At 59.5% G+C, this 12358-nt stretch carries 11 protein-coding genes and 4 tRNA genes; 10 read left to right on the top strand and 5 right to left on the bottom strand.

Translation table 11 applies throughout. The features are described from left to right. Window positions 1-20 precede the first annotated feature (20 nt). The 5 genes from clpB to BKX96_RS26245 all read left to right on the top strand — a co-directional run bounded on the left by clpB (window position 21) and on the right by BKX96_RS26245 (window position 3300). Window positions 21-2585 carry an ATP-dependent chaperone ClpB gene (clpB, locus tag BKX96_RS26225; protein ID WP_046815699.1) on the top strand — a complete coding sequence of 855 codons (2565 nt, stop codon included), beginning with the start codon at window positions 21-23 and terminating at the stop codon, window positions 2583-2585. Between the two features lie 300 nt (window positions 2586-2885). Then, window positions 2886-2961, top strand: a tRNA-Asn gene (locus tag BKX96_RS26230). A 9-nt stretch (window positions 2962-2970) separates the two neighbouring features. Beyond that, a tRNA-Pro gene (locus tag BKX96_RS26235) sits at window positions 2971-3047 on the top strand. 5 nt (window positions 3048-3052) lie between these two features. Continuing rightward, window positions 3053-3128, top strand: a tRNA-Lys gene (locus tag BKX96_RS26240). A 95-nt stretch (window positions 3129-3223) separates the two neighbouring features. Continuing rightward, a tRNA-Pro gene (locus tag BKX96_RS26245) sits at window positions 3224-3300 on the top strand. A gap of 174 nt (window positions 3301-3474) precedes the next feature. Here the strand turns inward: BKX96_RS26245 and BKX96_RS26250 are convergent. From BKX96_RS26250 to BKX96_RS26265, 4 genes are read right to left on the bottom strand one after another with little or no spacing between them, the layout of a single operon-like run. Next, the gene (locus tag BKX96_RS26250) at window positions 3475-4773 is read right to left on the bottom strand and encodes an NAD(P)/FAD-dependent oxidoreductase (RefSeq protein ID WP_046815698.1); all 1299 of its coding nucleotides are present in this window, start codon (window positions 4771-4773) and stop codon (window positions 3475-3477) included. 60 nt (window positions 4774-4833) lie between these two features. Next, a complete protein-coding gene (locus tag BKX96_RS26255) occupies window positions 4834-5007 on the bottom strand; it encodes a DUF3094 family protein (RefSeq protein WP_007996394.1) in 174 nt (57 codons plus the stop codon). 51 nt (window positions 5008-5058) lie between these two features. Further along, complete coding sequence (locus BKX96_RS26260) at window positions 5059-5586, bottom strand: MOSC domain-containing protein (RefSeq protein ID WP_077185857.1); 528 nt, start codon at window positions 5584-5586, stop codon at window positions 5059-5061. Next, window positions 5583-6209 carry a DUF1780 domain-containing protein gene (locus tag BKX96_RS26265; RefSeq protein ID WP_007970534.1) on the bottom strand — a complete coding sequence of 209 codons (627 nt, stop codon included), beginning with the start codon at window positions 6207-6209 and terminating at the stop codon, window positions 5583-5585. Before BKX96_RS26265 ends, BKX96_RS26260 begins: the two co-directional genes overlap by 4 nt. 220 nt (window positions 6210-6429) lie before the next feature. Here BKX96_RS26265 and BKX96_RS26270 point away from each other — a divergent pair, with 220 nt between their 5' ends. Genes BKX96_RS26270 through BKX96_RS26280 form a run of 3 tightly spaced genes read left to right on the top strand, consistent with a single transcriptional unit; the run spans window position 6430 to window position 10283 of the window. Continuing rightward, window positions 6430-7773, top strand: a complete 1344-nt coding sequence (locus BKX96_RS26270; protein WP_077185876.1) for an aromatic acid/H+ symport family MFS transporter — start codon at window positions 6430-6432, stop codon at window positions 7771-7773. Between the two features lie 3 nt (window positions 7774-7776). Further along, complete coding sequence (locus tag BKX96_RS26275) at window positions 7777-8997, top strand: benzoate/H(+) symporter BenE family transporter (RefSeq protein ID WP_077185858.1); 1221 nt, start codon at window positions 7777-7779, stop codon at window positions 8995-8997. A gap of 17 nt (window positions 8998-9014) precedes the next feature. Next, window positions 9015-10283, top strand: a complete 1269-nt coding sequence (locus tag BKX96_RS26280) for an OprD family porin (RefSeq protein WP_046815694.1) — start codon at window positions 9015-9017, stop codon at window positions 10281-10283. 13 nt (window positions 10284-10296) lie between these two features. Here BKX96_RS26280 and BKX96_RS26285 read toward each other — a convergent pair whose 3' ends face one another. Then, a complete protein-coding gene (locus tag BKX96_RS26285; RefSeq protein ID WP_046815693.1) occupies window positions 10297-10539 on the bottom strand; it encodes a DUF2790 domain-containing protein in 243 nt (80 codons plus the stop codon). Window positions 10540-10654: 115 nt separating this feature from the next. Here BKX96_RS26285 and BKX96_RS26290 point away from each other — a divergent pair, with 115 nt between their 5' ends. Both BKX96_RS26290 and BKX96_RS26295 read left to right on the top strand, forming a co-directional pair. After that, complete coding sequence (locus tag BKX96_RS26290; protein ID WP_046815692.1) at window positions 10655-11587, top strand: LysR family transcriptional regulator; 933 nt, start codon at window positions 10655-10657, stop codon at window positions 11585-11587. A gap of 74 nt (window positions 11588-11661) precedes the next feature. Next, window positions 11662-12351 (top strand): energy-coupling factor ABC transporter permease, encoded by a 690-nt coding sequence (locus BKX96_RS26295; RefSeq protein WP_077185859.1) that lies wholly within the window; start codon window positions 11662-11664, stop codon window positions 12349-12351. Window positions 12352-12358: the final 7 nt, after the last annotated feature.

Here is a 12358-nt window from a genome sequence, read left to right on the forward strand (position 1 = left end):
GCTCAAAAGGAAGGTGACCCATGCGTATAGACCGTTTAACCAGCAAATTGCAGTTAGCGTTGTCCGATGCCCAATCCCTGGCCGTCGGTCTCGATCATCCGGCCATTGAACCGGCGCACTTGATGCAAGCCCTGCTCGAGCAACAGGGTGGCTCGATCAAGCCCCTGCTGATGCAGGTGGGCTTCGACGTCAACAGCCTGCGAAAAGAGCTGACCAAAGAACTTGACCAGCTACCGAAGATCCAGAACCCGACCGGCGACGTAAATATGTCGCAGGATCTGGCGCGCCTGCTCAACCAGGCCGATCGCCTGGCCCAGCAAAAGGGCGACCAGTTCATTTCCAGCGAACTGGTGCTGCTCGCCGCCATGGACGAGAACAGCAAGCTCGGCAAACTGTTGCTCGGTCAGGGCGTGAGCAAGAAAGCCCTGGAAAACGCGATCAACAACCTGCGTGGCGGTGAGGCGGTCAATGACCCTAACCACGAGGAAGCGCGCCAGGCATTGGATAAATACACCGTCGACCTGACCAAGCGTGCCGAAGACGGCAAGCTCGATCCGGTGATCGGCCGCGACGATGAAATTCGCCGGACCATCCAGGTGCTGCAACGCCGCACCAAGAACAACCCGGTACTGATCGGCGAGCCTGGCGTTGGTAAAACCGCCATCGCCGAAGGCCTGGCCCAGCGCATCATCAACGGCGAAGTGCCGGACGGCCTCAAGGGCAAGCGCTTGCTCTCCCTGGACATGGGGGCGTTGATTGCCGGTGCCAAGTACCGTGGCGAGTTCGAGGAGCGCCTGAAATCCCTGCTCAATGAATTGTCGAAGCAGGAAGGGCAGATCATTCTGTTCATCGACGAACTGCACACCATGGTCGGCGCCGGTAAAGGCGAGGGCTCGATGGATGCGGGCAATATGCTCAAGCCGGCCTTGGCACGTGGCGAGCTGCACTGCGTCGGTGCCACTACGCTCAACGAGTACCGCCAATACATTGAGAAGGACGCCGCCCTTGAGCGACGCTTCCAGAAAGTCCTGGTGGACGAGCCGAGCGAAGAAGACACCATCGCCATTCTGCGTGGCCTGAAAGAGCGTTACGAGGTCCACCACAAAGTGGCGATCACCGACGGCGCGATCATTGCGGCGGCCAAGCTCAGCCATCGCTATATCACTGACCGCCAGTTGCCCGACAAGGCCATCGACCTGATCGACGAGGCTGCCAGCCGCATCCGTATGGAGATCGACTCCAAGCCGGAAGTACTGGACCGCCTGGAACGTCGCTTGATCCAACTGAAGGTTGAGTCCCAGGCGCTGAAGAAAGAAAGCGACGACGCGGCGAAGAAACGCCTGGAAAAACTCCAGGAAGAAATCGCCCGTCTTGAGCGTGAGTACTCGGACCTGGAAGAAATCTGGAACTCGGAAAAAGCCGAGGTGCAGGGTTCTGCCCAAATCCAGCAGAAGATCGAGCAGTCACGCCAGGAGCTGGAAACCGCTCGCCGCAAAGGTGACCTGAACCGCATGGCCGAGTTGCAGTACGGGGTGATCCCGGACCTGGAGCGCAGCCTGCAAATGGTCGATCAGCATGGCAAACCCGAAAACCAGTTGCTGCGCAGCAAGGTGACTGAAGAAGAGATCGCCGAAGTCGTTTCGAAGTGGACCGGTATTCCAGTGTCGAAAATGCTCGAAGGCGAGCGCGAAAAATTGATGAAGATGGAAAGCCTGTTGCACCAGCGTGTGATCGGCCAGGACGAAGCGGTGGTGGCCGTTTCCAATGCGGTACGGCGCTCCCGTGCCGGCTTGTCCGACCCGAATCGCCCGAGCGGCTCGTTCATGTTCCTCGGCCCGACCGGTGTCGGTAAAACCGAGCTGTGCAAGGCGCTGGCTGAATTCCTCTTCGATACCGAAGAGGCGATGGTGCGGATCGACATGTCCGAGTTCATGGAGAAACATTCCGTGGCTCGCCTGATCGGTGCACCACCAGGCTACGTCGGTTACGAAGAGGGCGGTTACCTGACCGAGGCGGTACGTCGCAAGCCTTACTCGGTGATCCTCATGGACGAAGTCGAAAAGGCGCACCCGGATGTCTTCAACGTCTTGCTGCAAGTGCTGGAAGACGGTCGCCTGACCGACAGCCACGGCCGCACGGTGGACTTCAAGAATACCGTGATTGTCATGACCTCCAACCTGGGGTCGGTGCAGATCCAGGAGTTGGTGGGTGATCGTGAGGCACAGCGCGCGGCGGTGATGGATGCGATCTCCACCCACTTCCGGCCGGAGTTCATCAACCGGGTCGACGAAGTGGTGATCTTCGAGCCATTGGCGCGGGATCAGATCGCTGGCATCACCGAGATCCAGTTGGGCCGCCTGCGCAGTCGCCTGACCGAGCGGGAACTGAAGCTGGAACTGAGCCCCGAGGCCATGGACAAGCTGATCGCGGTCGGTTACGACCCGGTATACGGCGCACGGCCGCTCAAGAGGGCCATACAGCGCTGGATCGAGAACCCGTTGGCGCAGTTGATCCTTTCGGGTCGATTCATGCCGGGCGACACCGCTCATGGCGTGGTGGAGAACGACGAAATCGTCTTCGTCTGAGCCATAACAACAGCAAAATCGAAAAGGCCTCGCATTGCGAGGCCTTTTTTTCATTCAGGCTGTTGAACTCAAAGGAAAAGGCTTGTAAAGTGCGCCCCGCAGTAAGTCACCCGCCAGGGTTTCTGCTAACAAGCAGGAATCTAAAATAAGTTGCAAATCATTAACTTGAAAGCAAATTAGGGGGTTGACAGAGGTTGTAGAAATTGTAGAATAGCGCGCCTCAGACACACGAACGCAGCGATGCGAACGGGTCGAAGAGAACGCAGTAAAGCTACAAAGTTGTAAATTGAAATGTGTAGTTCCGTGATAGCTCAGTCGGTAGAGCAAATGACTGTTAATCATTGGGTCCCAGGTTCGAGTCCTGGTCACGGAGCCAATTTCAAGCCGGGGTATAGCGCAGTCCGGTAGCGCGCCTGCTTTGGGAGCAGGATGTCAGGAGTTCGAATCCCCTTACCCCGACCATTTTTGGGTCGTTAGCTCAGTTGGTAGAGCAGTTGGCTTTTAACCAATTGGTCGTAGGTTCGAATCCCACACGACCCACCATTTTTGAAACCAGTTAACGCTGGAATCGAATCTTAAGATCAGACGCCAAAAGCTCTGTTCGCAGAAGGCGCCTTTAAAAGGTGCCTTTTTTTTACCGGGGTATAGCGCAGTCCGGTAGCGCGCCTGCTTTGGGAGCAGGATGTCAGGAGTTCGAATCCCCTTACCCCGACCATATTAAAAATCCTCGTGTCGAAAGATACGGGGATTTTTTTTGCCCGCGAGAAACCTGCAATAGCGCAAAACCAATGTGGGAGCGGGCTTGCTCGCGAAAGCGGTGTGTCAGTCGACATAAAAGTTGAATGACACACCGCTTTCGCGAGCAAGCCCGCTCCCACAGGTTTTTACATCAGTGCAGCTTCAGGCGCGGCTCGGTGCCGCGACCAATCTTGCTGCCCAGCATCAGCATCGCCGTGCGAAACGGCCCGTACAGGGCCATCTGGTGCATCCGGTACAACGACACATAGAACATCCGCGCCAGCCAGCCTTCCAGCATGACGCTCCCGGTCAGGTTACCCATCAAGTTACCCACAGCCGAAAAGCGCGACAGCGAGATCAGCGAACCGTAGTCGGTGTACTTGTACTCCGGCAGCGCCTTGCCTTCGATCCGCAGTTTCAGCGATTTTGCGAGCAACGACGCCTGCTGATGCGCAGCCTGGGCGCGCGGCGGCACATTGCGGTCAGTGCCTGGTTGCGGACAGGCCGCGCAGTCACCGAAAGCGAAGATATTCTCGTCACGGGTGGTTTGCAGGGTCGGCAGCACTTGCAGTTGATTGATGCGGTTGGTTTCCAGGCCATCGATGTCCTTGAGGAACGCCGGTGCACGAATCCCGGCAGCCCAGACTTTCAGGCTGGCGTTGATCACTTTGCCATCCGCGGTGATCAGGCTGTCTGCGGTCACCTCGCTGACCGCAGCATTGGTCATGACGTTGACCCCGAGTTTTTCCAGGGTTTTATGCACAGGCCCGCCAATCCGTTCCGGCAGGGCCGGCAGCACCCGTGGACCGGCTTCGATCAGGGTGATGTGCATGTTTTCCGGTTTGATCCGGTCCAGCCCGTAGGCCGCCAGTTCATGGGCGGCGTTATGCAGCTCGGCGGCCAGTTCGACCCCGGTGGCACCGGCACCGACGATGGCGACGCTGATCTGCTCGATCTTGTCGGTCTGCCCGGCGTGCGCGCGCAAGTAGTGGTTGAGCAACTGCTGATGGAAGCGCTCGGCCTGTTTGCGGGTATCGAGGAACAGGCAGTGCTGCGCCGCGCCCAGGGTGCCGAAATCGTTGGTGGTGCTGCCGACGGAAATCACCAGTGAGTCGTATGGCACTTCCCGGGCGGGCACCAGTTCCAGGCCTGCTTCATCATAAGTGGCGGCCAGCTGGATTTTTTTATTGGCGCGATCAAGCCCGCTCATGCGTCCCAGTTGGAACTCGAAGTGGTTCCATTTGGCCTGGGCAACATAGTTGAGTTCGTCTTCGGACGAGTTCAACGACCCGGCAGCGACTTCGTGCAACAGCGGTTTCCAGATGTGGGTCAGGTTAGCGTCGACCAACATCACGCTGGCCGTGCCGCGTTTGCCCAGAGTCTTACCCAGACGGGTAGCCAACTCCAGACCGCCGGCGCCGCCGCCGACAATGACAATACGATGGGACATGGGGATAACTCGCAAGGCTAAAGGAAATCGATGTGGTTACCCAAGCGAGCGCGAGGCAGCTCATAGCGTCAGGTAACTGATAAGTCGGCTCAACAGGCCAAGACCAATGGTCACTGCCAATACCAGCACCAGGAGCATCCACGGCCGGAAAGGCCGGCGCTCGACTCGGTGCTGGGACAACTGCAGGTACTCTTCGACATGCTTTTGGTCGTCGGGGTTCAGGCGGCTGGTCATAAAGGCCTCGTCAGGTAGACGTTGCTGAAGGTGTTGAAGCTACAGGCTGATTCAACGAACGTTGAACGGAGCATAGCCGCTGTCCGGAATGGGCTCGACGCTCACCGTGTCGTCCAGGCGAATGATGCCACTTTGTAACACCCGGGCGGTGATTCCGCCATGTCCACGCACCGCCTGAAACGTTCCGGGACCCAGGTTGGCTTGCAGCCGTGCGCAGGGTTGGCACCAGCCGGTGGTTTCGAAAATCGCCTTGCCGATGCGAAAGCGCCGGCCCTTGAGGCTGAACAGATTGATCCCACTGATAACGAGATTGCGGCGCAAATCTTCAGGCTTGACCGGTTGATCGTCCGGGCGGCCCATCAGCGAACTGATCACTGCCAGGTGCTCCCACTGAATCAGTGTTACCTGACGCGCATTGCGAATGCCGGGTCGGGCACGATCGCCCGTCAGGCCGGCCTCGAGCCGCGCTTCCACGGCATCCAGTTCGATCATTGCCACGTGACGTTCCGGGCGCACGCCGATCCAGCGTACGCGGCCGGTTTGCGGGACTTCGGCAATCAGTTCCTGCAATGGGCTCACAGGCTGATCCCGACGTCGAACACGATGCTGCGTCCCAGGTTACTGCGCAGGAAGTCCGGTGCATCGGGATGCGCGAACAGCACGCGGGCGAAGGTCGGGCCCACCAGCGACAGCGAGCGCCAGCCTTGGCGCAGGTATTCGGTGGGCGGCGGGAAATGACTGTTGAGGTCCAGCACTTCGCGCTTGAGGCTGGCGAAGGCAATGATGTCCAGCTCGCCCAGATCCATGCCGCGTTCTTTGTAGTTGTGCGCTTTTTTACGCAAGGTCGGCGCCAGGCGCAGCAAGAACTCGTTGGCCGGTATGCGCCGGGGCTTGGCCTCGCGCCGTACCAGCTGGCTCAAGGAAAACGCGCTGCGCCGCCTCTGCAGTTCGTCGCGCCATTCATCATTGAGGCGGCGGCCTTCGTCGAGCACGAAGAAGACCTCGAAACTGGCGTCGCGAAACAACACGTCCGGCGGCTCACCGGCCGGGGCGAATTCGTCGGCGCGGTAGGGAATGTTCAAGCCTTGCAGCAGGCGTTGGCAAACCCAACGCTCCCGCTCCCATTTGCGGGCATTGGAAAGGAACGCGTTGGCTTGCTCGGCCGCAATGGTCAGCAGGCGTAAGTAATCTGAATCATCCATACGCCCAAGCTTAGCGCTCAAATGTGATTGCAAAGAAGACAGTTTATCGGAGAGGGGCAAAACCTCTCGCTCCCCAGCCCGATTCAGAGCGCTGCACAAAACGGATAGTGGTCTGCGCAATGCGGATATTGGCCCGCGCCTGGTGACTCTACCCTCGGCTGTACGGACGTAAGCCGTGCTACCGCTGCTCCTGGAAAAACAACAACAAGAGATGAATGCCATGCGCAAGATCGACGTACACGAGGTTATCGACAACGCTCGGTTCAACCGCTTTCACTGGATGGTGCTGTTCTGGTGTGCCCTGATCATCATTTTCGATGGTTACGACCTGGTGATCTACGGCGTGGTCTTGCCGATGCTGATGAAAGAGTGGGGGCTCAGTCCTCTGCAAGCCGGAGCACTGGGCAGCTATGCGCTGTTCGGCATGATGTTCGGTGCACTGTTCTTCGGACCGCTGTCGGACAAGATCGGACGCAAGAAAGCCATCACGATCTGCGTGATGCTCTTCAGCGGTTTCACCGTGCTCAACGGTTTCGCTCGCAACCCCACCGAATTTGGTCTTTGTCGTTTCGTTGCCGGCCTGGGCATTGGTGGTGTGATGCCCAATGTCGTGGCGTTGATGAACGAATATGCGCCGAAAAAAATCCGCAGCACCTTGGTGGCAATCATGTTCAGCGGCTACTCGGTGGGCGGCATGCTGTCTGCCGGGCTGGGCATCGTACTGATTCCGAGTTTCGGCTGGCAGTCGGTGTTCTACGTGGCGGCCCTGCCACTGCTGCTGTTGCCGCTGATCATGTACTTCCTGCCCGAGTCGGTGGGTTTCATGCTGCGCCAGGGGCGCAATGAAGAAGCCCGCAACATTCTCCAGCGGATTGACCCGGTGTATGTCGCGCAGGCCGATGATCAGTTGCACATGAGTGAAGTGAAGGGCACGGGCACCCCGGTGCTGCAGTTGTTTCGCGAGGGGCGTGCACTGCGCACGCTGATGTTGTGGCTGGCGTTTTTCTGCTGCCTGCTGATGGTCTACGCCTTGAGTTCCTGGTTGCCCAAACTGATGGCCAACGCCGGCTACAGCCTGGGCTCCAGCCTGTCGTTCCTGCTGGTGCTGAACTTCGGGGCGATCTTCGGTGCAGTCGGCGGCGGTGTGCTGGGTGACAAGCTCAACCTGCCGCGTGTGCTGTCGGTGTTCTTCGCCATGGCGGCAGTGTCGATCACCCTGTTGGGCTTCAACAGCCCGATGCCGGTGCTGTACCTGCTGATTGCCATCGCTGGCGCCACCACCATCGGCTCGCAGATTCTGCTGTACGCCTGCGCCGCCCAGTTCTACTCCATGACCATTCGCTCCACTGGCCTTGGCTGGGCGTCGGGCATCGGACGCAACGGTGCCATCGTCGGTCCTCTGCTGGGCGGCGCCTTGCTTGGCATCAGCCTGCCGCTGCAACTGAACTTCATGGCATTCGCCTTGCCCGGTGCCGTAGCGGCCATCGCCATGACGGTGTTCGCCATCAGCAACCGACGCAGCGCCATGGCCGTCAGCCCGGCGCTGTCGCCAACGGGCGCCTGAGCCATGAGGGCTTTTTTCCAGGACTTCTCCCTGTCAGCCGCTGTCGCCGGATTTATCGCCACGGTGATTTCCTATGCCGGGCCGTTGGTGATCATCTTTCAGGCGGCGCAAGCGGCCCATCTGCCGCGGGAACTGCTGTCGTCCTGGATCTGGGCGATCTCCATCGGCAGCGCGGTGCTGGGCATCGGTTTGAGCCTGCGCTATCGGGTACCGGTGATCATCGCCTGGTCGGCACCGGGCTCGGCGTTGCTGGTGGCGTTGTTGCCTGATATTTCCATGGCAGAAGCGGTGGGGGCTTATCTGGTCAGCAGCCTGATCATCTTTGTGGTTGGGGTCTCGGGGGCTTTTGACCGGATCATCAGCAAGCTTCCCGCCGCGATTGCGGCGGCGATGCTGGCCGGGATCCTGTTCAGCTTCGGCACCGGGTTGTTCGTCTCCATGCAACACAAGCCGTTGCTGGTGCTGGCGATGTTTGCTGTCTATCTGATCGGCAAACGGCTGATGCCGCGTTACGCGGTGTTGCTGGTGCTGCTGACGGGCTGTTCGATTGCCGCACTCAGCGGTGATTTGCATCGCGAGGAATTGGTGATCGGCCTGGCTACTCCGGTGTGGATCACGCCCGAGTTCAGCCTGGGCGCGACGCTGAACATCGCCTTGCCACTGGTGATGGTGGCGCTGACCGGCCAGTTCGTGCCCGGCATGGCCGTGCTGCGCGCCAGCGGTTACCCGACGCCCGCGAGCCCGATCATCGCCAGCAGTGCATTGGGCACTGCGCTACTGGCCCCCTTTGGTTGTCATGGGCTGAACCTGGCCGCGATCACGGCGGCCATCTGCACCGGTCGGGAAGCCCACGAGGATCCGCGCAAACGCTACGTCGCAGGCGTGGTAGGGGGCCTGTGCTACCTGGTCCTGGGCATCTTCGGCGCCACCCTGGTTTCGCTGTTTTCGGCATTCCCCAAGGAGCTGATTGCGGCGTTGGCAGGGCTGGCGCTGTTTGCCGCCATCGCCGGGGCGCTGACGGGGGCGATGGCGGTGCCGAGCGACCGTGAAGCCGCTCTGGTGACATTTCTGATCACGGCTTCGGGCATGTCGCTGTTCGGCTTGTCCGCTGCCTTCTGGGGTCTGATTTTCGGCATGGTCACCCATGTGCTGTTAAACGCGCGTCGGCCCGTTCCCCTTCACACATCCACTGCGACTGAAGTTGTTCAACCTGTCGATCAATAACAATAAGAGAAAAACCGATGAAACAGATTCTTCCAACAACCGGTTCGGCGTTGTCCCTGGCTGTCGTCTCGGGTTTTTCCACCGGCGCAATGGCCGCCGAGAGTGGATTTATCGAAGACACCACCGCGACGTTGCAGGCGCGCAATTACTACTTCAGCCGCGACTATTCCGACATCGTCGGCGCCAACCAACAATCGAAGGCGCAGGAGTGGGCCCAAGGTTTCATCCTCAACGTGAAGTCCGGTTACACCCAGGGTGCCGTCGGTTTTGGTGTGGATGTCATCGGCTTGCTCGGCCTCAAGCTCGACAGCAGCCCGGACCGGGTCAATACCGGTTTGCTGCCGGTGCAGGATGACGGTCGCGCGGCGGACAATTACAGCCGTCTGGAAGGCGCGTTGAAGATGCGTTACTCGAAAACCGAGCTGAAAGTCGGCGAGTTGCAACCCAATCTGCCGGTGCTGGTGTTCAGTGACATTCGCCTGCTGCCGCCGAGTTACCAGGGGGCGAGCATCAGCTCCAGCGAGATCAATGGCCTGACCTTGCAGGGCGGACACTTGAGTTCAACCAGCCTGCGCAACGAGGCTGGCGACGAAAAAATGCAGGCCATGCTCGGGCATGTGCCGCAGCGCCAGGTCAGCAGTGACGGGTTCAATTTTGCCGGTGGCGATTATGCCTTCAACGACAAGCGCACCTCGGTCAGCGCCTGGTACGGGCAACTGGAGGACATCTACAACCAGCGCTTTCTGGGCCTTAAACACAGCGAACCCTTGGGTGACTGGGTCCTGGGCGCCAACCTCGGGTACTTCGATTCGCGCGAAGACGGCAAAAAACTGCTGGGCAACATCGACAACCAGGCGTTCTATTCGTTGTTATCGGCCAAACGTGGTGGTCACACTTTTTATGTCGGCTATCAGGGGATGTTCGGCGACAGCGCGTTCCCGCGGGTATTCGCCAACATCTCACCACTGGGTAACGAGGTGCCGACCTACGAGTTCGCCTACACCGATGAGCGTTCCTGGCAGGCGCGTTACGACTACGACTTCGCGGCCCTGGGTGTACCGGGCTTGACCAGTACCCTGCGCTACATCCGCGGCAACAATGTCGATACCGGCAAGGGGTATGAGGGCAAGGATCGTGAGCGTGACCTGGACATCGGCTATGTGCTGCAAAGCGGCAGCCTCAAAGGCCTGGGCATCCGCGTGCGTAACGCGATGGCGCGGTCCAATTACCGCAGTGATATCGATGAAAACCGCCTGATCCTCAGTTACACCTGGACCCTGCTGTGAGTGCAGCGGCCAATTACAGGTTGCTGGTGCAATCGCCGATCACGTTGTACGTCACGCGGCGGGTCTGGCCCTGATGATCCACATACACCATGGTCGCCGGCACAACCCCGCAGGCGGTCGCGGTGTCCGACACAGACACCACCTTGGCGATGTCCAGCGGCTGCGCCGGGTTGTACAAGACAGCGAGCGGCTCGTTGTCAGCGGCCATCGCCGAGGTGGCGATGACGGTCAGAAACAGGCTGATCAACGTTTTCATGCTGGCGTGCTCCGGGTGGTTTTTGATGTATTGATTTTAGTCTTCGCCACCCGGGGATAAAGGGGCCAGCGGCTGATGCAGCGTTACGGATAATGTAATAGTCCGAGGGGGGATTATGGATTTGCTTAACAACTTGCGCGTGTTCATCCGTGTGGTGGACTGCGCCAGTTTCACCGCCGCGGCCGACACGCTGGACCTGTCGACGGCACAGGTGTCCCGATTGGTCGCGGATCTGGAAGTACATCTACAGGCACGCCTGCTGCAACGCACCACGCGACGGTTGAGCCTGACGGAAGCGGGCGAGCGCTTCCTGTTGCGCAGCCGGCAGATTGTCGAAGAAATGGACGAGGCGACGGCCGAGGCCCGAGGCGCACATATCAACCCGGCCGGGCGTCTGCGGGTGCATAGCATGACTGGCCTGGGCGTGCTGATTACGCCGCTGATCGCCCGCTACAGTGAGCTTTATCCCGAAGTGGTGTTCGAACTGACTTTGTCGCAGCGCAATCCCGATCCCCTGGAGGAAGGGCACGACGTGGTGATTTCGATCGCCCCCGAACTGGCCGACTCGCAATTGGTCGCCCAGGCCATCGGGCAGATCTACAGCGTACCTTGCGCCTCAGCGGATTACCTGCGGCGCAGGGGTATTCCGCAGCAGCCGCTGGCGCTGAACGAGCATCAATGCCTGCGCCTGCTTGATCCCATGTATGGCGACCCGTGGATATTCCAGGACGAACACGGCGAACATGCCATCAGTCCGGCCAAGACCTTCCAGTGCAATGTCGCCGAGTCGATGGTCAAGGCCTCGGAGGCTGGCATGGGCATCAGCCTGCTGCCGTTCCACACCGCCACTCGGCCCTTGAGCGATGGCACCTTGTTGCGTGTACTGCCGGCCTGGCGCCTGCGTGAGCGCAATGTCTATGCGCTGTATCCGTCGCGGCGTTTTCTCGATGCCAAGGTGCGTACCTGGGTGGATTTTCTCAAGGCAGAGCTTCCAAAAATGTTTGCCGAACATGACGCGGTGATGAACGATCCACGGCATTGGGCATGAGGTCGAAGGGCCGGCGAAGTGCGGTGTAGACTGAGGTTCTTTCTCTTTCGGCAAGACAGGGAGTGCGCCCAGCCATGATCGGTGTCGAGCTGTTGTCATCCCAGACCCTGAACGTGGGGTGGTTGATCTACCTACCGGTATTGCTCTGGGCCGTTGTGCGCGCACCCTGGGTCGAGTTGTTCACCGACAGTCGTCGCCAGCATCTGCTGTTCGGTACGGTGTTTGCGCTGTTCATGCTGTGGCTGGTGCGTCGGGACTTTGATACCGGCGTGTCCTATCACTTTATCGGCATGACGGCGGTGACGCTGTTGCTGGACTGGCCGCTGGCGATCGTCGGCGGTCTGGTGGCGCAAACAGGCCTGGTGCTGCTGGGCCGTCAGGACCTGATGGCCATGGGGGTCAATGGCGCGCTGTTCATTTTGTTGCCAGTGTTGATCACCGAATGCTGTGCGATTCTGGTGGAGCGCGCGCAGCCACGAAATCTCTTCGTGTACATCTTCGTTTCCGGTTTCTTTGCCGCAGCCCTTTCAGCGTTGCTGTGCCTGGTGCTGGCGCTGACGTTGTTGTGGTACGACGAACGATTCGCCATGCCGTACTGGCTGGAGGATTTTGTCGGTTACCTGTGGCTGATCATTTTTCCCGAGGCGTTCATCAACGGCATGGTCGTCAGCGCGTTGGTGGTGTTCTGCCCGGAATGGCTGGAGACCTTCAACCGTACGCGTTATCTGTCGGCGCCCTGGAAAGACGACGATCCCAAGCCTTGATGCAGCG

The sequence above is a fragment of the Pseudomonas putida genome (assembly GCF_001976065.1).
Taxonomy (GTDB): Bacteria; Pseudomonadota; Gammaproteobacteria; order Pseudomonadales; family Pseudomonadaceae; genus Aquipseudomonas; species Aquipseudomonas serbica.

Coding starts and splice junctions, on each gene's coding strand:
- BKX96_RS26255 (WP_007996394.1), bottom strand. CDS start 5,007: ATGACCAGCCGCCTGAACCCCGACGACCAAAAGCATGTCGAAGAGTAC.
- BKX96_RS26265 (WP_007970534.1), bottom strand. CDS start 6,209: ATGGATGATTCAGATTACTTACGCCTGCTGACCATTGCGGCCGAGCAA.
- BKX96_RS26270 (WP_077185876.1), top strand. CDS start 6,430: ATGCGCAAGATCGACGTACACGAGGTTATCGACAACGCTCGGTTCAAC.
- clpB (WP_046815699.1), top strand. CDS start 21: ATGCGTATAGACCGTTTAACCAGCAAATTGCAGTTAGCGTTGTCCGAT.
- BKX96_RS26275 (WP_077185858.1), top strand. CDS start 7,777: ATGAGGGCTTTTTTCCAGGACTTCTCCCTGTCAGCCGCTGTCGCCGGA.
- BKX96_RS26280 (WP_046815694.1), top strand. CDS start 9,015: ATGAAACAGATTCTTCCAACAACCGGTTCGGCGTTGTCCCTGGCTGTC.
- BKX96_RS26290 (WP_046815692.1), top strand. CDS start 10,655: ATGGATTTGCTTAACAACTTGCGCGTGTTCATCCGTGTGGTGGACTGC.
- BKX96_RS26250 (WP_046815698.1), bottom strand. CDS start 4,773: ATGTCCCATCGTATTGTCATTGTCGGCGGCGGCGCCGGCGGTCTGGAG.
- BKX96_RS26285 (WP_046815693.1), bottom strand. CDS start 10,539: ATGAAAACGTTGATCAGCCTGTTTCTGACCGTCATCGCCACCTCGGCG.
- BKX96_RS26295 (WP_077185859.1), top strand. CDS start 11,662: ATGATCGGTGTCGAGCTGTTGTCATCCCAGACCCTGAACGTGGGGTGG.